A 23,257-nucleotide genomic window follows, 5' to 3' on the forward strand; every position below is an offset into this window, starting at 1 on the left:
AAAAACCAATTAGCGAAGAGAATACTGTGACAGAAACCCTGCATAGCGATCATTTGGAGCAACTTCGCCGCCTCGTTTGCCTGCTGTACCCCGACAATAAACAAGTTGCCGATTTAGCGGCAGTGGGCAGCATTGCCAGCTTTTGGCGCAGCTTGGCTCACGCGACGGAAAATGATCTTGAAAGTTTGCATGCCGTGGTCGCCAAACATTTGGGGATGGAGTGCGTGACCGTACTGGAGCCCCAAGCTGATGCGCTGGATGCCATCCCGTCGAGCAAAGCCAGAGAAAGCCAAATCTTGCCGCTTTACCGCGACGAAGAGCAGTTGGTCGTCGCAGTAGCCAACCCATGCGACGAAGAGGTCATTGATTTTTTACGCTTTGGGGTAGAAGGTCGCGTCAAAATGATGATGGCACTGCCGGAAGACCTAGAAAGCGCGATTCAGTTTGCCTATTCACGCAGCACATCTGACGGCGGGAATTACTTTACTGGCTCGCTCGTCATCACCAGTGAAGTTATGGACTTCACGAGCGATCAATCATTGGTCAAATTAGCCAAAGAGCTCATTCGTGAAACGATTCGCCTTAAAGCATCCGACTTACATATCCAACCGTTTTTGGGTGGTGGAGCAATTCGCGTACGCGTCGATGGCATCATGCATCGGATCGCCCTATTGCCCGCCGAAGTTTACGAGCCCTTATGCCGTTATTTTAAAGCGCTGGCCAGCATGGACCCGACTAATGAGCGCATCCCGCAAGATGGTCGGATCGCGCTGCAACACAATCAGATGGAATTTGATTTACGCGTCTCCTCCTTGCCCGCAAGGGATGGCGAACGTATTGTTGTTCGCTTTCTCGAACAAAATAAAAGTATTCAATTAAGTAGCTGTGGCTTTGCAATTGCTGAAATGCAGTGTATCCGTAAAATGGCCAATCAGCGCTCTGGGCTCATTTTGATTACGGGGCCGACTGGATCGGGAAAAACTTCAACATTAGCCTCGCTATTGCGTGAGTTAAACACGGTTCAGCGTACCATCATCACGGTTGAAAACCCGGTTGAGTATGTGATCCCAGGCATTTCACAGGTCGATGTCAACGATAAAGCGGGGTTAACCTTTGCCAGCGCACTGCGCAGCGCTTTAAGGCAAGACCCTGACGTTTTGCTAATTGGTGAGATTCGTGATGAAGAAACGGCAGCAATTGCCCTGCAAGCAGCAATGACTGGGCATTTAGTTTTTTCTACTTTGCATACCAATGATGCATGGTCGGCGATTAACAGACTGGTCGACCTGGGCTGCAAGCCCACTTTACTCGCAGAAGCACTCAGTGGCATTGTGGCGCAGCGCTTGGCGCGTAGATTATGCAAACACTGCCAAAAACCGGTTCAAGCGCCACTTAGTGTCGAAGAACAAGAGTTTGAACGTATTACTGGCATCACGCCGCCATTTCGACCTGTAGGTTGTCCTGAATGTAATTTCAGTGGTTATCAAGGCCGCTTCCCCATTTGCGAAATCATTGAGATCACCGGCGCCATCCGACAGCAAATTGCGCGCGGCGGTACCGAATTAACCCAACGCCCCGAAATTAGCTTGTCATCGCTTAACTCGATGACCACTTCGGCAATGAACCACATCGCTACGGGTCATACCACGGTTGACGAGGCTATTTCTGTGCTTGGGCAGCATTTTTGGCTAGACCTAGCACTCTTACACGATTGCCCACCCCCTGATGTTATCTACACCGAACTTTCTTCAGGAAAAACAATGGCTGCGGGTGTACTGGTGATTAGCCGGACCCCATCAGCCGAATTGAGCTCACAACTTGAAAATGCCGGATTTAGCGTGTTTTTTGCACCGACGGCACGTGATGCTTGTCAATTACTGAAAAGCAATAACAGCATAGTGATGTTGTTGGGTGATATCGGCGATGATATACCCGAAGATAATTTAATTTTAATAATGCAAGATGCGCTCCGCCATTTAGCCTGGAGTCGACTCCCTGCTATCACCCTACTGCCAGCAGGTTTAGAACATTGCACCTTATCTTGGCGGACACATGGCATTCATATTCCGTATCTGACAAAGCCAATGATTATGGGCGATTTAGAGTGCCGCATCCGCATGGCATTAGGCAACTTTAATGGGATAGGCACTTAACCTTGGAAATAAGCATGTCAAAACAAGCACCCGTACAAAATATCAGCGGTTTGATCCGAGCTGTTGAAATTGAAGAAAGCACCAAAAAGAGAAGGCGAGAAAGCCTGCTCGCTTTAAGTGAAACAAAAAAAAGAAAAATACTTCCGATTATTAGTGCTTTAAGTTGGATTTGTGCAGTTGGTTTATGGGGCTATTATTTAAGTCACCAACCCAATTTGCACCAAGAAAAAAAAGATTTAGCCCAAGCACTTGAAATGGCAAAAAATGATATTGATGCACATCGGGAAATTGATGGAAAGCTTCCCAGTCAGCTTAGCAATCCAGCACTTGCAGCGATTGTTCAGTATCAAATTGAAATTAATCAACACGACACCCAATCCTATCGATTGATTGCAAGGGCAGGACAATCGTTGATTGAATGGGAAAGTGCTACATCACTACAAGAGGCTACACGATGAATAGCAAATATGACCCACATCAGCATGGATTTACGCTCATCGAAACAATGACCGTTGTCGCAGTGATTGGGATTTTAGCGGCAATTGCACTGCCAGCTTATGATTATTACGTTTATAAAGCACGAGCTGCAGAGGTTATCGTTCAATACGATCGATTAAGAACAGCCACCGCTATTATAGAAGTCGATGAAACCAATATTCCGATCTGCCAATCATTTCTAGAACAGGCTAACGCAGTTAACATTAATGACCCCTATGTAACGCTAACGGTTGGATTTGCGCCACTAGAGGGCCAACCCAACGATTTTCGCCCCGTGATGAATGTATGCGCCAGTGCTAACAAGCAGTACAGCATGGGCTCAGCACAGGCCGCGCTCAGGTACTTTCAACGCATAGGAAAAGTTGAGCCAAATCTTGTTGGACTCTCGAGCATTATGAGTTACTCAGTAGCGCTCACGGAGAAAGATGCAATGATTTGCCGGGGCATTGCACCACAAACTCATGCAGTTTGCGGAGGAGAGCTTAAGCCCCAACTCCCCCAATCAACAACAAGCGCAACAAACAACCCAACACCTGCACCAACTTTAGCGCCTCAGGGATCAGCATGGCCAACAACACAAGTGGGCCCATCAAGCACATTACCTCCGAATCCAAGTCCCACAGCACGCACAGTCATCACTCCAACAACAGCCCCATCACTCAACAATCATAATTGCCCTGCTGGGCAGTGGTATAACCCACATAGTCAAAAATGTCAGCATGCACCTAATGGTGTAGCAAACAGCCATTAGGAACCGGAGATCTGTTGTGGCTCGATGATTTCGGACATCACCTTAGGTGGATTCAGTCCACCTTGGCCAAAATTCTACCTACCAAGTAAGCGGATGGGTTGATCGTCGGATCAAGTTGCCGGTGAGTGTTGCTTTGGATATTGATCAACAAGGCAAGTGCAAACGCCCCTGCTTATTGTGAAAAAAGCTCCACGTTCGGAGCTTTTTTCATTTTCTGAGTCACAAGTTTTTCATTAACTTGGCACAGTTTTCACCTTCTGCGTCACCCGACACTTTAAACGTCGAGATTCCGTGCCACCAGCGCGTTTTGCTCGATGAAGTGACGGCGTGGTTCTACTTGGTCACCCATCAGCGTGGTGAACACTTCGTCGGCGGCAATCGCGTCGCCGATGTTCACTTTCAGCAGGCGGCGCACGGTGACGTCCATTGTGGTTTCCCATAGCTGCTCGGGGTTCATCTCGCCCAAGCCTTTATAGCGCTGGATGCTCATATTGCGGCGCACTTCGGCCAGCAGCCAGTCCAGTGCTTCTTTGAAATTGCGCACTGGCTGGGTGTGGTCGCCACGGCGGATGATGGCTTTGTCGCCGATCAAACCCAATAGCATTTCGGCCATTTTTTTGATTTGCGCGTAATCGCCCGACAGGATGAAATCGTTGTCGATGTATTGCATCGTGGTTACGCCATGCAGGTGGCGGGCGATGCGAATCTGGTGGCCCGCTTCTACCGGCTCTACCACAAAAGTAAAGGCCGGGTGCTTCACAGCGTCGGCCAGGCGGTTGGCCGAATCTTGCGCGGCGGCTTCGCTTTCCAGGCTAAGCGGCTGCATGGTGAGCATGGCGTTCAGGATCATCGGGTCGATAAAGCGGCTTTCGCGCTCGATCACCGCTTCGGTGACGAAATACTGCTTCGCCAGCGTTTCCAGCGCTTCGCCAGCGATACCAGCGTGATCAGCGCCGTTTGGCAATAGTTCGGAGCCATCCATCGCGGCGCGCAGCAGGTATTGCTTCAGTTCCTGCTCGTCTTTCAGATAGGTTTCGCGCTTGCCTTGCTTCACTTTGAAGAGTGGCGGCTGGGCGATATAGATATAGCCGCGCTCAACCAGCTCAGGCAATTGGCGGTAGAAGAAGGTGAGCAGCAGTGTACGGATGTGCGAGCCGTCCACGTCCGCATCCGTCATGATGATGATGCGGTGGTAGCGCAGTTTTTCGATATTGAAATCGTCCTTGCCGATGCCACAACCGAGCGCGGTAATCAGCGTGCCAACTTCCTGACTCGCCAACATACGGTCAAAACGCGCGCGCTCCACGTTCAGAATCTTACCTTTCAGTGGCAAGATGGCCTGGAATTTACGGTCACGACCTTGCTTGGCTGAGCCGCCGGCGGAATCACCCTCGACCAGATACAGCTCGGACAATTCCGGGTTTTTCTCCTGGCAGTCGGCCAGTTTACCCGGCAGGCCAAGACCATCGAGCACGCCTTTACGACGGGTGATTTCACGCGCTTTACGCGCCGCTTCACGCGCCCGCGCTGCATCGACGATTTTGCCGCAAATGATTTTGGCGTCGGTCGGGTTTTCCAGCAGGAAGTCGGCCAGCGCCTGGCTCACTACTTCATTCACCACCGGGGCGATTTCGCCGGAAACCAGCTTATCTTTGGTCTGGCTGCTGAATTTTGGATCAGGCAGTTTCACGCTCAATACGCAGGTCAGGCCTTCGCGCATATCGTCGCCGCCGGTTTCTACTTTGGCTTTTTTGGCAAAGTCGTGGCTGTCGATGTATTGATTGAGCGTACGCGTCATTACCTGGCGCAGCGCGGTCATGTGCGTGCCGCCGTCGCGCTGCGGAATATTATTGGTAAAGCATTGCACCGATTCCTGGTACGAATCATTCCACTGCATCGACACCTCAACGGTCATGCCGTCTTTTTCGCCGATGGCGTAGAAAATATGCGGGTGCAGTACGGTTTTGTTGCGGTTCACATATTCAACAAAGCCACGCACACCGCCGGTGTAGTTGAAGTTTTCTTCTTTGCCGTGGCGGCGGTCGAGCAGCTGGATGTTCACGCCGTTATTCAGGAACGACAATTCGCGAATGCGCTTGGCGAGGATTTCGAAATGGAATTCGATCAGGCCAAAAGTCTCGACCGAGGCGAAGAAATGCACCTCGGTACCACGGCGGTCAGTTTCGCCGATCACTTTCAATGGCGATACCGCTACGCCTTGGCGGAACTCCATCGAGTGTACTTTACCGTCCCTACGTATAGTCAGGCGCAGCCAGTCTGATAGCGCGTTAACAACCGATACCCCCACCCCATGCAAACCACCGGATACTTTGTAGCTGTTCTGGTCAAACTTGCCGCCAGCGTGCAGCTCAGTCATTACGATCTCAGCGGCCGAGCGCTTGAATTCGTCGTCCTCCTTGATCGCCGTGGGGATACCACGGCCATTGTCTTCGACCGAAATCGAGTTATCAGCATGAATAATGACTTTGATCGTGTCGCAATGCCCGGCCAGCGCCTCGTCAATGGCGTTATCCAGCACCTCGAACACCATATGGTGCAAGCCAGTGCCATCACCCGTGTCGCCGATATACATACCAGGGCGTTTGCGTACGGCTTCCAGACCCTTCAGGATACGGATACTGTCGGCGCCATATTCAGGCTGATTCACTTCGGGAAGATTATTTTCGCTCATAGGACTCATTCAGAAATTCGGTGTGAGAGACAAAGGCTGCAAGACACAAAAGGGCGTCGCCGCCCTTTTGTGGTCACACCTGCAACTAAATACGCATCGGCATTACGATGTATTTGAAGTGCTCGTTATCGGGAATCGTCACCAGCACGCTGGAATTGACGTCACCGAAATAGCAATGCAGCGTTTCAACCGATAGATTGGTCAATACATCCAGTAGGTATTGGATGTTAAAGCCTACATCCAGTGGGTCGTGGCCATATACCACCTCTAGTTCTTCTTGCGCCTCTTCCTGCTCATTGTTGTTGCACAGGATTTTGAGCATATTGTCGGTGAGCACCAGACGCACGCCACGGAATTTTTCATTCGACAGAATGGCGGCACGCTGCATCGACGACAGCAGCGCCTGACGGTCAACATTGAGCAGGCGGGTATTGTTTTGCGGAATCACGCGGTTGTAGTCGGGGAATTTGCCATCAACCACTTTGCTGTGAATCACGATATTGCCAAAGCTGAATTTCACCTGATTGCTGGCGATGTCGATGGTGACTTCGTCGTCCACATCGGCGAGCAATTTATACAGCTCCAGAATCGTTTTGCGCGGCAGAATTACTTCATTCTTATCAAACGAGCTGGTCAGCTCGGTGGAAGCAAAACCCAGGCGGTGGCCGTCGGTGGCCACCAGTTTGAGCAAATTGCCCTCGGTCACCATGAACATGCCGTTCAGATAGTAACGAATATCCTGATGTGCCATGGCAAATTGCACGCGGCTGAGCAGCGCCTTCAATTGGCCTTGCGGCATGCGCACAGTAGCGCGCAGATTGGTATCGACGGCCAATTGCGGGAAATCATTGGCGGGCAGTGTTTGCAGCGCAAAGCGGCTTTTGCCAGCCTTGATCGTCAGGCGGCCTTCGGCCTCTTCAAACGACACCACGGTTTTATCGGGAATGGCGCGCAAAATGTCCGACAGCTTTTTCGCTGCCACGGTGATGGCAAAATCACCGCCGGAAAAGCCTTCCAACTGCTGGCTGCTAATCTGAATTTCAAGGTCAGTGCCGGTAAAGACCAAGCGCTCGCCTTCCTTTTTGATCAGCACGTTCGAGAGAATCGGCAAAGTATGTCTGCGCTCTACGATACCAGTTACGGTAGCCAGCGGTTTTAAGAGCGAATCGCGTTCAGCTTGCAGCAGTTGCATTTTCCCTCACCTATGAGTCCCAAATCGTTTAACAAAAAAAGTAGCCCAATTCTACCTGAAAACGGGCAATTGATCAGATTACGGCAGCGCAAAGCACCGTAGGGTGTGCAAATCATGCTTTGCGCACCGCGACCACACAAATCATCAAATTATCCGGCCAGTCGGCGCGCAAATCCCAGCGGGATTGTCACCCGATTTCATCCCAATCAGGAGCGCAACATCTGCAGCAGCACACTGTACTGATGCGCCATTTCCTGATCGCTCTGGCGGAAATCCTGAATCGTGCGGCAGGCATGCAATACCGTGGTGTGGTCACGCCCGCCAAATGCGTCGCCAATCGCTGGCAAGCTCATTTGCGTGAGCTCTTTGGTCAGCGCCATCGCCATCTGGCGTGGCCGGGCAATATCGCGCGTGCGCTTTTTACTATGCATATCGGCCACTTTGATCTTGTAAAAATCAGCCACCGTTTTCTGGATATTTTCTACCGACACCTGGCGATTACCCGAAGCCAGAATATCGCGCAGCGCTTCCTTGGCCGAATCGACCGTGATCGATTGATTGGTAAAGCGCGAATATGCCATCACGCGCTTCAAAGCGCCTTCCAGCTCGCGCACATTGGAGCGGATATTTTTGGCCATAAAAAAAGCCACATTGGCGTCAAGCTTAAAGTGCTCGGCCTCGGCTTTCTTGAGCAGAATCGCCACGCGCATTTCGGTTTCCGGCGGCTCGATCGGCACGATCAGACCCCAGGAGAAACGGCTGGTCAGACGCTCTTGCAAGCCTTCAATTTCGCGCGGAATTTTGTCCGAGGTCAGAATAATCTGTTTACCACTCTCAAGCAGCGCATTAAATAGATAGAAGAATTCTTCCTGCGTGCGATCTTTGCCCACAAAAAACTGAATATCATCCACCAGCAGCACATCGAGCGAGTGATAGTATTTTTTAAAGTCGTCAAATGACTTGTGCTGGTAAGCCTTCACCACGTCCTGCACGTATTTTTCGGCGTGGATATAGCGGATTTTGGCTTGCGGGTTGTGCTGGTGTACAAAATTACCAATTGCCTGCGTCAAGTGCGTCTTGCCCAAGCCTACGCCACCATAGACAAACAGCGGGTTGTAGCTCACACCGGGGTTTTCGGCCACCTGCATGGCGGCGGCGCGCGCCACCTGATTGGCTTTACCGGTCACCAGCGTATCAAAAGTGTGGCCCGGATTGAGGCGGGATAATTCGTGATTCGAGCCTGCCGCATCAAAACGCTTGGCGGGCTTGGGCGCGGCTTGCACCGGCGCAGGCGCCTCTTGAACTGTTTCTTGCGTCGCCGGTTTGGCGCTGCGCTCGGCCGGCGCACTGGCAGCCAGAACGCCCACTTTCAATTCAATATGCGGCGGCACGCCATTGCATACCTTGGCGGCAGCCATTTCGATCATGCCCAGATAGCGATCACGAATAAACTGCAGAAAAATCTGGTTGGGCACGGCGATTACCAAGCTTCCATCCACCACTTGCGCACTATTGGCCAATGGCTTGATCCAGATATTAAACTGGCTGGCCGCCAGGCTTTGCTGGAGCTCATTGAGACAATGTGACCACAGGTCTTCAGTCGAGACTTTTATTTGCATTGGGGACAGTCCATCACCACGCCATGTTGACTGCAATGCGAATGCATGCCGTTTGCGCGGTAGGTGAATGGATTCATGTTGGTAATGGGAAGCGGCCGATTGTACCGATTTATACGCAACTTATCCACAGCCCCGGTGTATTTAATCCCGAACAGCGCATTACATTTTGGCTTGACAAGGTGATTGGTTCACTGATTAAATCGCGTGTTTACTGCACCTTTGTCAATCTAGGATTTATCATGAAGCGTACTTTCCAACCTTCTGTAATCAAACGCAAGCGTACCCACGGCTTTCGCGTTCGCATGAGCACTGTAGGTGGCCGTCGCGTTCTGAACGCACGCCGCGCTAAAGGCCGCAAAGTACTGTCTGCTTAAGCTTTGCTTGAGTTTGCGAAAGCAGGTCACAGTATGAGTAGCGTTGGCCGCTACCGCTTTACGCGTTCTGCGCGTTTACTAAAAACGGATGATTTTTCATCCGTTTTTAGTTTGCGCGCGTCAGTGGGCAATGATTACTTCCAGCTTCTGGGCAAACGCAACCAGAGCTCGGCTGCCCGGCTAGGGCTGGTTGTCGGCAAAAAAACCGACAAGCGGGCCGTAGGCCGCAACTATATCAAACGCACGATTCGCGAAACTTTCCGGCTAAACGCCACTCAATTGGCGGGTCTGGATATCGTGGTGCGATCGCGCAAGGCGTTCAATCGCCAGGAAGGTGCGGCTGCCCGAGCTGCTTTATTGAGTTTGTTCAAGAAAATACGCTCATGTCGCGCCTTATCATCGCATTCGTGAAACTATATCAGCTTATGATCAGCCCGCTGCTGGGGCCGCGCTGTCGCTTTGTGCCTAGCTGCTCGCAGTACAGCATTGAAGCCGTACAGAAATACGGCGCAGCCAAAGGCAGCTATCTGACTGTACGCCGTTTATGCCGCTGCCACCCCTGGGGTGATTGCGGCCACGATCCGGTACCTTAAATTTCTACTTAATCTGAGTTGGGAGCTCGTCCGTATAAAATGGATACCAAGAGACTCATCGTATTTATTGCGCTGTCGTTCGGCATTTTGTATTTCTGGCAGCAGTATATGGAGAAGCAATACCCGCAGATTAAAAAGCCTGCGGTTGCTTCCAGCGTTGCCACCGCCTCGGGCGCTGCGACGGCAACAGCCAGCACCGCTGCGCAACCTGAAGCAGGCCGCCTGGCCAAGGGCCAGCGCATCAGCGTCACCACCGATTTACTGCAAGCAGTAATCGACACCAATGGTGCCGACCTGCGTGAAGTGAAATTGCTCAAGCATGGCGACAGCAAAGACCCGAAAAAACCATTCACTCTGCTGCAAGATGAAGGCGAGCACATTTATGTGGCGCAAACCGGCTTGCTCGGTGATGGCCTGCCAACGCACAAAGACGTCTTTACCAGCGCACAAAGCAGCTACACACTGGCTGATGGCCAGAATGAAGTGGCCGTTCGCTTGGAAAAAGTGACGGCCAACGGCGTCAAGATTGCCAAAATCTATACCTTCAAACGCGATCAGTATGTGGTGGACGTGAAGTATGAAATCGTCAACGCCAGCGCAGCGCCAGTGACGGCCAGCGCCTACTACCGCCTGATCCGTGATGGCAAAGTAGAAAACCCGGGCATGTTTGGCACACACACTTTCACTGGCCCGGCGGTTTACACCGACGAAGGCAAATTCCAGAAAGTGGATTTTGAAAAAATCACCAAAGGCGAAGCCAAATACGTCCCAAGCGCCAAAGATGGCTGGATTGCGATGATTCAGCATTACTTTGCTTCGGGCTGGATTTTCTCGCCGAAAGACGGTGCTGGCGTTTGCACTCCGAATGCCTGCCGTTATGAGATGAAAGCACTGCCGGACAATATGTTTGCGGTCAGCGCCACCGTCGATATTCCGACAATTGCGGCCGGACAAAAAGCGGAAAAATCAGTCGGCCTCTATGTAGGCCCGCAAGAAACCAAGCGTCTTGACGCGGTGGCCAAAGACTTTGACCTGGTTAAAGACTACGGCATGTTTACCATCTTCAGTAAACCGCTGTTTGCCGTGCTGCAGTTTATCCACGGCTTTGTGGGCAACTGGGGCTGGGCGATCATTCTGGTGACGGTACTGATCAAACTGGCTTTCTTCCCATTGGCCAGCGCCAGCTACCGCTCAATGGCGAAAATGCGCCAGCTGGCACCGCGCATGGAAGCGCTCAAACAGCGTCATGGCGACGACCGGATGAAATTCCAGCAAGCAGTAATGGAAATGTACAAGACCGAAAAGGTCAACCCGCTCGGCGGCTGCCTGCCGATGCTGGTGCAGATTCCGGTCTTCATCGCCTTCTACTGGATGTTATTGGCCGCAGTTGAATTGCGCCAAGCACCGTGGGAATTCTGGATTCACGACTTGGCGATTCCAGACCCGTTCTACATCTTGCCATTGATTATGGCGGTGTCGATGTATGTTCAATCATCATTGTCGCCACCGCCACCTGATCCGATGCAGGCCAAGATGATGAAGTGGATGCCGATTGCCTTCTCGGTGTTCTTCTTCTTCTTCCCGGCCGGTCTGGTACTGTACTGGGTCGTGAACAACATCTTGTCGATCGCACAGCAATACGTGATCACCAAGCAAGTTGAAAAACAAACACAGCTCGCCAAAAATAGCTAATTTTCAGCTTAAATAAAACGCCACCTCAGGGTGGCGTTTTGCTATTCGCGCATTCAGCGCTCAGCCAATACCCCAGATACGTAATTAGCTGCAGGATAATTATTAATTAAGCCGCAGCCATATACCCCAAGGAATAATCATGCTCTACTCACCCGACACCATCGCCGCCATTGCCACCGCGCCCGGACGAGGTGGCGTCGGCGTGATTCGTGTGTCGGGCAAATATATTGCGCCGGTGATTGCTGGTCTGCTTGGCCGCGACCAAGCTGCAATGAAGCCGCGCTTTGCCCACTTCGCGCATTTCAAAGCGGCAGACGGCAGCACGCTCGACGAAGGCATTGCACTGTTTTTCCCGAATCCGGCGAGCTTTACCGGCGAAGACGTGCTTGAATTGCAGGGCCACGGCGGCCCCGTCGTGATGAATATGCTGCTCAAGCGATGCATCGAGCTGGGCGCGCGCCATGCGCAGCCGGGTGAGTTCACCAAACGGGCCTTCTTGAATGGCAAACTCGATCTGGCGCAGGCCGAAGCCGTCGCCGATATTATCGACGCACAATCGGAAGCCGCCGCCAAATCGGCACTCAAATCGCTCGATGGCGCGTTCTCGCGCGAAGTACATACGCTGGTCGACGAACTGATCACGCTGCGCATGCTGGTTGAAGCCACGCTCGACTTTCCCGAAGAAGACATCGACTTTCTCGAAGCCGCCGGCGCGCGCGATAAACTCGCCGGCATTAGCGCACAGCTCGAGACGACGCTCGCAACAGCAACGCAGGGCAAATTATTGCGCGAAGGCATGCACGTCGTGCTGATCGGTCAGCCCAACGTCGGCAAATCCAGCCTGATGAACGCACTGGCTGGCGAAGATGTGGCGATTGTCACTGACATCGCCGGGACGACGCGCGACACGGTGCGCGAGCTGATCCAGCTCGACGGCGTTCCGCTGCACGTCATCGACACTGCCGGTCTGCGCGAAACGAGCGACACCGTTGAAAAAATAGGTATTGAACGCACCTGGGCTGCGGTCGAAAAAGCCGATCTGGCCTTGCTGCTGCTCGACAGCCGCGAAGGCATCACTGAACACGATCACGCCATTCTGGCCAAATTGCCAGCGACGCTGAAAGTACTGCGCGTTTTTAACAAGATCGATTTAACCGGCGACGCGCCGGGCATTGTTGCCGACGACGAAATTCACGTTTCGGCCAAGCAAGGTATCGGCTTGAAAGAATTGCGCAACAAGCTTCTCAAGCAAATAGGGTGGCAGGGTATGAACGATGGCGTGTTTATCGCGCGCGAACGCCACCTGACTGCGATCCGCGCCGCGCGCGAACATTTGGCGACGGCCGACGCAGCGTACCTGCAAATCGAAATCCTTGCCGAAGAATTGCGCCTAGCGCAAAACTGCCTCAATGAAATTACCGGCGAATTCACCTCAGACGATCTGCTTGGCGTGATCTTCAGCCGTTTCTGCATCGGAAAGTAGTGCACACTTTCCTGCAAGCCTCACCGAAAAACAATCTAGACAGGACAAAAACATAACAGCACCTTCGTCGGATTACTCGCTAGTACCAAGCCGAAGCACCGAACAACCGAATCTATGATTGTGCATAAATAGCGTATCGCAATCTACCAGTCGAGAACGAGATGAAACTCTTTTTGCCATTATTGGTGCTGATCATATCCGGAATGCTCAGTGTAAATACACAGGCACAAGAACCACTAAAAATTGCCATCGTGGCCAATCGTCAAGCCATTATCGACAGTAAAATTCTGGAGCAGGTCTACCAACGCGTTGGTATACGCATGAAACTGCTTGTCATGCCAGGATTGCGTGCCAGCCAGGAAGCTGATCTGGGTTTGATTGATAGTGAAGTCATACGCATTGGCAGTTATCTTGATGCTCACCCACAGATGATCCGAATTGAACCCGCAATTGATACTGCAATCGTTGCTGCTATTTTCAAACCAAAACTCAAGGGACAAATCAATTCACTGGCCGATTTAAAAAACCTAAAAAAATATAAGATCGGCTATGTACGCGGGATCAAAGCCGTACATGATTTGATAGGCAACTTACCCAATGCCCAGTCGACCAACACACCCAAAGCTTTGATGAAAATGTTTCAAGCTGATCGGCTGGATATCATTGTAGAAACAGTTGGATCAAGCAATTTTTATATTAAAAAACTAGGCCTCCAAGAGCTGGAGCAGGTTGAACTATCGCGCCAGCCGCTCTATCACTACTTACACAAAAAAAACCGCACCCAGGCCACTCTGATTGAGAATGAGCTAAAACGACTTGTTAGTTCAGGTGAACTGCTCAAAATCCGCGCCAGAGCTGAAGCGGATTTTGAGCAGCATGAAGTCGACCCTTTTTAATTAGTCTGCTCAGAGCACATTACTACCGTCTGATAGATCGGAATCCGCGACCAGTTGTTGGAAGTATTGCTCTGCAGGCGGACACCCATACAAGAAAGTGCCAGACCACAGGCGGTGGTGGCGCACTTTTCAGGCAAAAAAAACGCCACAATCAATCGATTGTGGCGCTCAATAAGACATAGGATGGAGACAAAACACTACAGCACCGCCGCGTGAGCGGCCTATCTCTGTGCATGCCGCGATAATGCAGCATATAAGAACATTAGTCAATACTAATACACATCAATGCACGGCAATATCAACACCTTTTATCCAAAACCCTATCGGACTTGCTTGTTTTTTCGGTAAAATTGACCGCTTTTGCGTTTGGAGTTGACGGCGATGATTCAAGTCGGCGTAGTAATGGGTAGCAACAGCGATTGGGATGTGATGCAACACGCAGCCAAGCAGCTCAAAGCTTTTGGCGTCGAGTTTGAATGCAAAGTCGTCTCGGCTCACCGCACCCCGGATTTGCTGTTTCAATATGCCGAAGAAGCGGCGGCGCGTGGCCTGACCTGCATTATTGCCGGTGCAGGTGGTGCAGCGCATTTGCCGGGCATGCTGGCAGCGAAAACCACCGTACCCGTGCTGGGCGTGCCAGTGCCATCCAAATATCTGCGTGGCGAAGATTCGCTGCTGTCGATTGTGCAAATGCCCAAAGGCATTCCAGTCGCCACGTTTGCGATTGGCGAAGCGGGCGCCGCGAATGCAGGCCTGTTTGCCGTATCGATGTTAGCAGGCAGTAACCCAGCGCTGGCGCAGCAATTGAACGATTTCCGCGAAACACAGAAACAAACCGTGCTGGCGATGGAACTACCCGCAGTAGAATGACACACAATCAGGTCACCGAAACCATCCGCCCTTGCTGGTATTACATACTGGTCAAGGGCTGTTTATTTTGGGGACTGACCTGTTCCCTACTGTTGGCGGCACTTTGGCACTACAGCGGCACCTATCCCTTATTTGAAGGGGTATTGGCTGCAAACCCAATGGCAGCAATCGCTGGCGGGATATACGGCTTTGGACAATGGGGCTTTGCCCGGCATCAGGCATTTAAAGCAAGACTGCACAAGAAGGAAGACGATGATGAGCAACACTAAACCCATCTTGCCACCCGCGATGTTGGGCATTCTGGGCGGTGGCCAGCTTGGCCGCATGTTCGCAGCCGCAGCCAAAAACATGGGCTATGGCGTGACCGTACTCGACCCGGACAATCACGCACCCGCGGCTGATTTTGCCGATGTGCATCTGTGTAAATCGTTTACCGATCCAGCTGCGCTGCAATATATGGCCGAGCACTGTGCGGCCATTACCACCGAATTTGAAAACGTCAACGCTGACTCGATGCGCTGGCTGGCCGCGCAAGGGATTCCGGTTTCACCGTCGGGCGATTGTGTGGCGATTGCGCAAGACCGCATTGCCGAAAAAACCTTTATCCGCGATGCTGGCCTGGATGTCGCGCCGTTTGTCGCAGTGAAAACTGCAGGCGATCTGGATGGCGATTTGGCAGCCTACCTGCCCGGCATTCTGAAAACCGCGCGTCTGGGCTACGACGGCAAAGGCCAGGTTCGCGTCAAAACCGCAGAAGAAGCGCGCTTTGCGCACGCCGAAATGAAGCACCAGCCCTGTGTGCTGGAAAAAATGATGCCGCTGGTATCCGAAGTCTCGGTGATTGTCACGCGCACCCGCGCGGGCGAAGTGGTGAGCTTTCCCGTGGCCGAGAACGAGCACGTGAATGGCATTCTGGATGTGTCGATTGTGCCAGCCCGCATTTCAGCGCAGGTGACCGAGTGCGCACGCGCAATGGCGATGCAGCTGGCGGAAAAACTCGATTACATCGGCGTGATGGCGGTGGAGTTTTTTGTGCTCGAAGACGACGAGCTGGTGATCAATGAAATGGCGCCGCGCCCGCATAATTCCGGCCATTACACGCTGGACGCCACGCTCACCAGCCAGTTCGAGCAGCAAGTGCGCGCCATGTGTGGCCTGTATCCGGGCAAGCCGGATCTGCTTAAACCAGCGGTGATGGTCAATCTGCTGGGCGATGTGTGGGGCGAGGACGGCAGCGAGCCGCGCTGGGAAGTGCTAATGACCGCGCCGAATACCAAATTGCACCTGTACGGCAAAAAGCAGGCGCGTCCGGGGCGCAAAATGGGCCACTACAATGTGCTGGCCGACAGCGCGCAAGATGCGCTGGAGCAAGCCAACGCGATTAAAGAAACACTGTAAATGCCCCTCGCGCGCTACTTGGCTGATTACCAAACCCGGCTCAGTAGCGCTGCCGACCCGATACGTGCCACAGGTATGGCCGCGTATATGAAGCATCACTTCGCCTTCCTTGGTATACCCACCCCTGACCGCCGTAAAATGGTGGCCCATATCGAGCTGGCCGCCAAAAAAGAACTCCAGTCCGCGCAACTTCTGGCGCTGGCCGCCCTGCTCTACAGTCAGAACGAGCGCGAATATCATTACTGCGCGCTAGATCTGCTGCATCGCTGCCATGGCCTATTGAGCGCCGCAGATTGGCCACAGATTGAAGCAATGATCATCCAGCACAGCTGGTGGGATAGCGTCGATACGCTGGCCGCCAAAATCGTCGGCCCGCTGGTCAAGCGCGAACCGGCTTTGCTGGCGCGGATGGACGAGCTCATCGGCCACGACAATCTATGGCTGCGCCGCACGGCGATTCTGTACCAGCTGGGCTGGAAGGCCGACACAGATCAGGCGCGGCTGTTCAAGGCCTGCCTTGCCAATGCCGCCGACCCCGATTTTTTCATCCGCAAAGCCATCGGCTGGGCGCTGCGCCAATATGCGCGCACAGCACCAGCGGCCGTTGCCGATTTTGTCGCACGACACCGCGCTCAGCTCTCGCCCTTGTCGCAGCGCGAAGCGCTCAAACACAGCCAATCCCAATGAGAGCAACACTGTCGTCATAAATGGCACACCCGCCAGGCAGCAGGCCGGACAAAGCGGATTATTTCACCTCGCTGACAGACATTCGGTTAAGATTTAGTTTTACCGCTTCGGTCCCTGCCAACCACCATGGCTGTACAAACCCGCTACCACTTGCGACGCGCCACACTGGACGATCTGAGCAGCGTCGTCGGCTGGCCGCAAACGCCCACCGAACTACGCTACCTGTTCCCGCGCGCCCAATGGCCAGCCGAGCCGCTCAAATTGCTGGAGCATCTGGCCAATCACGAAGAAGGCTTTGTGGTCTGCGATAGCGAACGTATTTTGGGCTACGCCAGCCTGTACAACCCCAAACCGCAAGGCCGGGCCTGGATTGGCCATTTAATCGTCAACCCGCGCGCGCGCCGCATGGGCGTGGCCCGCTATCTGGTCACTGCGCTCACCACCATTGCGCAGGAACGCTATCGCGCCAAAGAAATGGCCACCATCTGCTTTGCCAATAATCAGGGCGCTTACGATTTTTACACCACACTGGGCTTTCAGAACGAAGGCTGGGAAACCCGGATCGACCACCGCAGCGAACCGCTGAAAGTATTCCGCCTGACCAAATCACTCCCGACGCCAGCCTAATCCGCTCGGCTTTGCCGACGTAAGTGCATGCAGGCCGCGCCACATTCAGGCAAAATACCGCCTTAAATGTCCGTAGTGGGCCGCGCCCACGTTTTTGGAGCAACTATGACCGGCCTGACCACCACCAATCTGACCAGCCTGAAAAAAATCTACTCGGGCAAAGTGCGCGATCTGTACCAGATCGACGAAACCCGCATGCTGATGATCGCCACCGACCGCCTCTCGGCCTTCGACGTGATTCTGGCCGAGCCAATTCCGGAAAAAGGCAAAATCCTGACCGCGATTTCAAACTTCTGGTTTGATAAACTCAAAGACGTGGTGCCTAGCCACTTCACCGGCGATCAACCTGAAGACGTCGTGTCTGCCGAAGACCTGCCGCAAGTTGAAGGCCGCGCTGTGGTGTGCAAACGCCTGAAACCCGTTCCAGTTGAAGCGATTGTGCGGGGGTATATCGCTGGTAGCGGCTGGAAAGAATACAAGCAGAGCAATACCGTGTGCGGTATCCAGTTGCCAGCCGGCCTGAAAGAAGCCGACAAGCTGCCAGAACCCATCTTCACCCCATCGACCAAAGCCGCCGTGGGTGATCACGATGAAAACATCAGCTACGCGCAGTGCGAAGAAATTCTGGGCGCAGAATTGGCCGCCAAAGTGCGCGACACCGCGATCCTGCTGTACAAAACCGCCAGCGAATACGCCGCCACGCGCGGCATTATCATCGGCGACACCAAATTTGAATTTGGCCTCGATGAAAACGGCGTGCTGTGCCTGATGGACGAAGCACTGACACCTGACAGCAGCCGCTTCTGGCCAGCCGATCAATACCAGCCCGGCACCAACCCACCAAGCTACGACAAACAATTTGTGCGCGACTGGCTGGAAACCACCGGCTGGGATAAAACCCCGCCAGCACCCGCACTGCCTGCTGAAGTCGCTGAAAAAACTGCGGCCAAATACCGCGAAGCGCTGGAAAAACTAACCAAGTAATTCACCGCGACTTACAAACGCCCTTCGGGGCGTTTTTCATTGATGAGGAAAATACAGCATGATGATCAAAAGCGAAATCACCGATCTGAACACCGCCACCGGCGTGATGCGCACTTATGTACACCGCCCTGCCGTTGACGGCCAATACCCGACGATTCTGTTTTATTCCGAGATTTTCCAGCAAACCGGCCCGATCGAGCGCGCAGCGAAAATCATCGCTGGGCATGGTTACAACGTGTTGGTGCCGGAAGTTTTTCATGAGCTGAACCCCATCGGCACCGTGCTGGCCTACGACGACGCAGGTCGCGACAAGGGCAACGCCGATAAAATGGCCAAATCGGTTGAAGGTTACGACAGCGACAATGCCGCGATGATTGCTTGGGCGAAACAGCAAAGCTGGCACAACGGCGATTTTGGCGCGATGGGCTTTTGCATTGGTGGCCATTTGGCTTTCCGCGCCGCGCTGCAGCCGGAAATCAAAGCCACCGCGTGTTTTTACGCGACCGATCTGCACACCAATGTGATCCCCAATCTGCCCGGTCAACACAGCATGGAGCGTCTGGCTGATATCAGTGGCGAATTGCTGATGATTTGGGGCAAGCAAGACCCGCATATTCCCGCGGCAGGCCGCGCCCAGGTGTATCAGCAGCTGGTGGCGGCAGACAAAACCTTCACCTGGCACGAATTTAACGGCCCGCATGCGTTTATGCGCGACGAAGGTGATCGCTATGATCCGCAATTGGCGCTGCTGGGCTACCAGCTCGCGTTTGATCTATTCCGCCGCAATTTGAAGTAAGTGCCTGCCCCCCCCGTTGTGCAATGCTGAGCAGTATAACGGGGGCAATAATGCCATCAGCTCAAGTAAATAGCAGGGTATAGCTCTGCAGACCAACATAAATAAAGCCCACAACCAAATACCCTATATAGGCAATTTTCACCCTGCCACGATGGTAGTTCATCACTGAATTGCAGCCCACTTGCCCGTAAGCTTTAGCTAATCGAATTATTTCTAGCCGAATCATTTCTAGCTAATACAAAACACGGGGGTGAATATGCGCCGCTATTTATGCTGCTGCATCGCAGCCATGGGGCTGAGCCCAAATAGCTGGGCAGACAAGGTGCTGACCCAGCTCGATCATCGGCAGATGACCTGGCTAAAACCCAAAGAAACCATCACAGTAAAGCTGCCTACCGATCCCGGCAGCGGCTATTTGTGGTTTTTGGAACGCTCGGACAGCGCACTGACAACGCTGCATATGGCGCAAGACTGGCGCTTTATTCCACGCCATAAAAACCAGCGCCAGCCGATAGGCGACAGCACCTGGCGCTTTATCGCTCGGCAGGAGGGCGACGTGACTTTGCGCTTTATTTACCGCAAGCCCTGGCAAGGGCCCGAGATCGAGCCGCTGGATATTCGAGAATTTCGGCTGGTCGTGGCCGAGCAAGAAAGGAATTATTGACGGTTAGAGTTTCTGCCCGCGCCGCGCCGCCATCTTGCGTCCCAGTTGTTGCAGCTGTTCGGCATCCAGCAGCGCTTTGGCATAGGGATAAATTTCGTCTTCTTCGCGCGCAGCGTGCGCAGGATAGCGGCTGGCAAATTGCGCCGCCAGCTCGGCGCTCAGCTCATTATCGTTGCCCGCCACCAGCGCCAGCAGCGCAGCGCGCACCTGTTGCCACAATGCCCCCAGCTCGTCGTGCTCGGCCATAATCTCACTAATCACTTGCGCCAGCTCGGGCGATGCCAGCGGCAGCATGGCGGGAAACAGGTCTTCGTCTTCATCCTGATGGTGCAAAGGTGCGGCCACATCGAAATAGCGCAAAATCGACTGCGCGCCTGCAATCGCCGCCGCATCGGCACCATGTTTCGCCACATGGCTCACCAGCGTTTCAGTCAACGCCGCGTATTGCCGCACCCGATCATGACAGGCAATCAGCATGGCAATCGGCGTTTCAAATGTCACTGTTTCGGTAGCAAATGGGTTGAGCATCGACAGCCTCCAAAGCATAGAGCTCCTTTAAGCTACGCCGCAAAATCGCACTTGCCAAGCATTAATCACCAATTTAAACGAATGATGCGGTATCGCACTCACAAAACACAGGCAAAACTCCTCATTTAAGCCCTAAGGCTAAGCCATTAAGAAATTTTTACGCAAAAGAGTGATAGTCCATCATAAGGCAGCATAGAAACATGTAATAATTTCGTAACAATGCACGCGAAGACGTGCATGTTTAATTAGGAGCCCGCGCAACTCCTTTTCAATATGACAAGGTAAACTATGCTCAAACACATCCTTGCTGCCACTCTGGTCAGCACATTGGCGATGCACGCCAACGCCGAAAGCTATACGCTTGAACTGGGTTCATCCAATCTAAACCAAGGCCTGCCCTCAGCTTCAGGCCTGAGCTATCGCAATGGCTTCTTCTACGCCGTGGGCGATGATGCGCAATGGCTATTTGAACTGGATAAAAACTTCTACATCACCGACAAACAGCTGATCAAAGAATATCCAGTAGACCCAGCGACAGGTCGTATTCAAAAGAAAGTAAAACCCGACTTTGAAGCCATGGCGCAATTTCGCCAAGGCAAGCAAACCTGGAACATGGTGCTAGGCTCGGGTAGCAAGGCGGAAGTACGTGAAGTAGGCTTTTTGCTATCTAGCGATCGCATCACAAAATACGAGCGTAGCTTGGTCAGCCTCTATAGCCAACTGAAAATGGCTGCGGGTATTGCGGAATTGAATATCGAAGGTTTGGTACTCACACCTAGCCGCGCGTACATCTTCAACCGTGGCAACGGTGGCGGCAATTTGATTTTTGCAGTGAAGCAAAACGAGTTAGTGGACTACATGTTCGGTAAAAACGATCGCTTTAGCAAAATTGAAACTTACCTAGTGAAATTGCCAGTGGTCGCCAACTTTGAAGCGGGTCTATCAGGCGGCGAATTCTGGGCTAAAAATCACAGCTTGGTTTACACCGCATCGGTTGAAGCGACAGGCGACTCATACAACGACGGCCAAATCTTGGGCAGCTTCGTTGGTGTGATTCCTTTGGATCAACTCAAAGAAGGCGTGGTATTGGATCTGGCTCCAACTTCGGTGCCATTGCTCGACCAAGCTGGTCGTGTAGTGATTACCAAAGCTGAATCTTTGGCGATTACCAGCAGCGAAGAAGACGAAATCAAAGGCGCGATCGCGAGCGATAACGACGACGGTACCAGCGAGTTCTTCTACTTCGAACTCGAAAAAAACTAATTGAGCAATCCGCTCAATAAGCAGAAAGGCGCCAAACGGCGCCTTTTTTTATGGCTAATCCAGCTTAAATTTGCTCAATAATCGCAAACAAAGCGGTCAGCAAACTACTACCCAACTGAGTCGAACGCTCGCCATTCCAGCCGACCTCCGGCAATGGCCGATTGGCCGTGTCTTTAAACGGCATTTCCACCGTGTAGGCCAGGCAATCAAATTCATTGCCAACCCAGTTGGTACCCAGCGTTAAAGTCTCTGGGCCAAATTTGCCCACTTCGTAGCCGTGTTCAACCTGGAAGTCGGGGCTGGCAGCGAGCCACGCTTTTTTGAACGCTTCCTGCAAATCATGCTGGCGGCACGAGAATGATTCATTGCTCTCGCAACCGGCCACGAAATTATGCGGAATGCTCTCGTCGCCATGAATATCAAAAAAGGCGTCGACGCCAACCTGCTTCATTTTCTCGCGCACCCAATACACTTCAGGACTGCGCTCTAGACTTGGCGTTTGCCATTCGCGGTTTAAATTGGCACCCAGTGCATTGGTACGCAAATTGCCGCACATGCTGCCATCGGGGTTCATATTCGGCACTACGTAAAACACGCACTTTTCCAGCAAAGCTCGCGCGATGGCGTTTTGCGGGTCGAGCAAGGTTTCGAGCAGCCCCTCAACAAACCACTCGGCCATGCTCTCGCCCGGATGCTGGCGCGCCGTGATCCACACTTTCTTTTTATTGATGCCGTAATAGCCTTTTTGCACACCGATACGCAGCAAATCGAAATCATGCCCGTCCGGCGTCACGCCCAATTGCTCCAGCTTCACCCACGGTGCGGCGGTAATCGCATTACCGATCAGCGTTTGGTGGCGCTCCCAGCTATACGGCTCGAAATAGGCAAACCACATTACATCAGTATGCGGCGTGTGCTTGATCGTCAGCGTTTGGCCATCGTATTCGGTCTCGACGCGGAACCAGTTCTCGCGGTCATACGAGGCCACCGCCTGATAATCCGGCCAGCCATCGGGGTAAGCGCTCTGCCCCGCATTTTCGATCTTCAGCGTGCAATCAACATCGCGTGCGCCGCTCAAACGAAAATGAAACCACTGCGCAAAGTCGGACGCATTATCGGGGCGCAGTTTCAGACGAATATTGGCGGCATCGCTGGTATCAACGACATCGATTGAGCCTGAATCGAAGTTACTCGTAACACGAATCATCATATTTCCTTAAATTGAATAAAGCACTTAATCGATAACATCATCATGGGTAACGGATTCAAGCTGCTCCACATCATGTACCGCACCTGCTTTTGCAATATCACGTAAACGCCAAGCAATTAATCCTGAAAAGAATGCACAGGACCCAATCGCCAAATGCACCCAATTTTGCAGTGAAATCGGCCAAAGATTTAGCAATTGAGTCAATACCAGCAGCAACAACCACATCGCAAAAAAGCTAAAGAGATACTCAAGTAGCGTTTTGCTCATACTCAAATTGGCTCCCTTTG

At 52.7% G+C, this 23,257-nt stretch carries 23 protein-coding genes and 1 pseudogene; 18 read left to right on the plus strand and 6 right to left on the minus strand.

The features are described 5' to 3' along the window. Positions 1-26 precede the first annotated feature (26 nt). From FLS37_RS02620 to FLS37_RS17070, 3 genes and pseudogenes are all read left to right on the plus strand, one after another. A complete protein-coding gene (locus FLS37_RS02620) occupies positions 27-2,153 on the plus strand; it encodes a GspE/PulE family protein (protein WP_157314370.1) in 2,127 nt (708 codons plus the stop codon). A 14-nt stretch (positions 2,154-2,167) separates the two neighbouring features. Continuing rightward, positions 2,168-2,611 (plus strand): hypothetical protein, encoded by a 444-nt coding sequence (locus FLS37_RS02625; protein WP_157314371.1) that lies wholly within the window; start codon positions 2,168-2,170, stop codon positions 2,609-2,611. Continuing rightward, positions 2,608-2,722: pseudogene (locus tag FLS37_RS17070) on the plus strand (type IV pilin protein); the annotation flags it as partial. The gene FLS37_RS02625 and the pseudogene FLS37_RS17070, both read left to right, overlap by 4 nt. Positions 2,723-3,676: 954 nt before the next feature. Here the strand turns inward: FLS37_RS17070 and gyrB are convergent. From gyrB to dnaA, 3 genes are all read right to left on the minus strand, one after another. Then, a complete protein-coding gene (gene gyrB / locus FLS37_RS02635) occupies positions 3,677-6,094 on the minus strand; it encodes a DNA topoisomerase (ATP-hydrolyzing) subunit B (protein WP_198314461.1) in 2,418 nt (805 codons plus the stop codon). A gap of 85 nt (positions 6,095-6,179) precedes the next feature. After that, positions 6,180-7,286, minus strand: a complete 1,107-nt coding sequence (dnaN, locus tag FLS37_RS02640) for a DNA polymerase III subunit beta (RefSeq protein WP_157314373.1) — start codon at positions 7,284-7,286, stop codon at positions 6,180-6,182. Positions 7,287-7,492: 206 nt separating this feature from the next. Then, positions 7,493-8,905: a chromosomal replication initiator protein DnaA gene (dnaA, locus tag FLS37_RS02645; RefSeq protein ID WP_157314374.1), complete on the minus strand. Its 1,413-nt coding sequence runs from the start codon at positions 8,903-8,905 to the stop codon at positions 7,493-7,495. A gap of 239 nt (positions 8,906-9,144) precedes the next feature. Between dnaA and rpmH the strand changes: the two genes are divergently transcribed. The 14 genes from rpmH to FLS37_RS02715 all read left to right on the plus strand — a co-directional run bounded on the left by rpmH (position 9,145) and on the right by FLS37_RS02715 (position 19,969). Continuing rightward, positions 9,145-9,279: a 50S ribosomal protein L34 gene (gene rpmH, locus FLS37_RS02650; protein ID WP_081986631.1), complete on the plus strand. Its 135-nt coding sequence runs from the start codon at positions 9,145-9,147 to the stop codon at positions 9,277-9,279. A 33-nt stretch (positions 9,280-9,312) separates the two neighbouring features. Beyond that, positions 9,313-9,690 (plus strand): ribonuclease P protein component, encoded by a 378-nt coding sequence (rnpA, locus tag FLS37_RS02655; RefSeq protein ID WP_157314375.1) that lies wholly within the window; start codon positions 9,313-9,315, stop codon positions 9,688-9,690. After that, positions 9,663-9,872, plus strand: a complete 210-nt coding sequence (gene yidD, locus FLS37_RS02660; RefSeq protein WP_157314376.1) for a membrane protein insertion efficiency factor YidD — start codon at positions 9,663-9,665, stop codon at positions 9,870-9,872. Before rnpA ends, yidD begins: the two co-directional genes overlap by 28 nt. A 39-nt stretch (positions 9,873-9,911) precedes the next feature. Beyond that, on the plus strand, positions 9,912-11,564 hold the full coding sequence (gene yidC / locus FLS37_RS02665) for a membrane protein insertase YidC (RefSeq protein ID WP_157314377.1): 1,653 nt from the start codon (positions 9,912-9,914) through the stop codon (positions 11,562-11,564). Positions 11,565-11,703: 139 nt separating this feature from the next. After that, complete coding sequence (mnmE, locus tag FLS37_RS02670) at positions 11,704-13,047, plus strand: tRNA uridine-5-carboxymethylaminomethyl(34) synthesis GTPase MnmE (protein ID WP_157314378.1); 1,344 nt, start codon at positions 11,704-11,706, stop codon at positions 13,045-13,047. Between the two features lie 161 nt (positions 13,048-13,208). Beyond that, complete coding sequence (locus FLS37_RS02675) at positions 13,209-13,943, plus strand: transporter substrate-binding domain-containing protein (protein ID WP_157314379.1); 735 nt, start codon at positions 13,209-13,211, stop codon at positions 13,941-13,943. Positions 13,944-14,324: 381 nt separating this feature from the next. After that, positions 14,325-14,813, plus strand: coding sequence for a 5-(carboxyamino)imidazole ribonucleotide mutase (gene purE, locus FLS37_RS02680; RefSeq protein ID WP_157314380.1), 489 nt, complete (start codon positions 14,325-14,327; stop codon positions 14,811-14,813). After that, complete coding sequence (locus FLS37_RS02685) at positions 14,810-15,082, plus strand: hypothetical protein (protein ID WP_157314381.1); 273 nt, start codon at positions 14,810-14,812, stop codon at positions 15,080-15,082. Before purE ends, FLS37_RS02685 begins: the two co-directional genes overlap by 4 nt. After that, a complete protein-coding gene (locus FLS37_RS02690) occupies positions 15,066-16,211 on the plus strand; it encodes a 5-(carboxyamino)imidazole ribonucleotide synthase (RefSeq protein ID WP_157314382.1) in 1,146 nt (381 codons plus the stop codon). The genes FLS37_RS02685 and FLS37_RS02690 overlap by 17 nt, the downstream gene beginning before the upstream one ends. Continuing rightward, positions 16,212-16,898: a DNA alkylation repair protein gene (locus FLS37_RS02695; RefSeq protein ID WP_157314383.1), complete on the plus strand. Its 687-nt coding sequence runs from the start codon at positions 16,212-16,214 to the stop codon at positions 16,896-16,898. A 126-nt stretch (positions 16,899-17,024) separates the two neighbouring features. Continuing rightward, entirely contained in the window at positions 17,025-17,525 is a 501-nt protein-coding gene (locus FLS37_RS02700) for a GNAT family N-acetyltransferase (RefSeq protein ID WP_157314384.1), read from the plus strand. 105 nt (positions 17,526-17,630) lie between these two features. Next, on the plus strand, positions 17,631-18,509 hold the full coding sequence (locus tag FLS37_RS02705) for a phosphoribosylaminoimidazolesuccinocarboxamide synthase (protein ID WP_157314385.1): 879 nt from the start codon (positions 17,631-17,633) through the stop codon (positions 18,507-18,509). Positions 18,510-18,567: 58 nt separating this feature from the next. Continuing rightward, entirely contained in the window at positions 18,568-19,305 is a 738-nt protein-coding gene (locus tag FLS37_RS02710) for a dienelactone hydrolase family protein (RefSeq protein WP_157314386.1), read from the plus strand. Between the two features lie 256 nt (positions 19,306-19,561). Then, complete coding sequence (locus FLS37_RS02715) at positions 19,562-19,969, plus strand: protease inhibitor I42 family protein (RefSeq protein ID WP_157314387.1); 408 nt, start codon at positions 19,562-19,564, stop codon at positions 19,967-19,969. 3 nt (positions 19,970-19,972) lie between these two features. Here the strand turns inward: FLS37_RS02715 and FLS37_RS02720 are convergent, their stop codons facing one another. Then, positions 19,973-20,497 carry a hemerythrin domain-containing protein gene (locus FLS37_RS02720; RefSeq protein WP_157314388.1) on the minus strand — a complete coding sequence of 175 codons (525 nt, stop codon included), beginning with the start codon at positions 20,495-20,497 and terminating at the stop codon, positions 19,973-19,975. Positions 20,498-20,785: 288 nt separating this feature from the next. Here FLS37_RS02720 and FLS37_RS02725 point away from each other — a divergent pair, with 288 nt between their 5' ends. Then, positions 20,786-21,760: a hypothetical protein gene (locus tag FLS37_RS02725; protein ID WP_157314389.1), complete on the plus strand. Its 975-nt coding sequence runs from the start codon at positions 20,786-20,788 to the stop codon at positions 21,758-21,760. Between the two features lie 64 nt (positions 21,761-21,824). Here the strand turns inward: FLS37_RS02725 and FLS37_RS02730 are convergent, their stop codons facing one another. Together FLS37_RS02730 and FLS37_RS02735 are read right to left on the minus strand one after the other, a co-directional pair. Continuing rightward, the gene (locus FLS37_RS02730; protein WP_157314508.1) at positions 21,825-22,967 is read right to left on the minus strand and encodes a M14-type cytosolic carboxypeptidase; all 1,143 of its coding nucleotides are present in this window, start codon (positions 22,965-22,967) and stop codon (positions 21,825-21,827) included. A 27-nt stretch (positions 22,968-22,994) separates the two neighbouring features. Next, positions 22,995-23,237, minus strand: a complete 243-nt coding sequence (locus tag FLS37_RS02735; protein WP_157314390.1) for a hypothetical protein — start codon at positions 23,235-23,237, stop codon at positions 22,995-22,997. Positions 23,238-23,257: the final 20 nt, after the last annotated feature.

This window comes from Chitinibacter sp. GC72 (assembly GCF_009760905.1).
Lineage (GTDB): Bacteria > Pseudomonadota > Gammaproteobacteria > Burkholderiales > Chitinibacteraceae > Chitinibacter.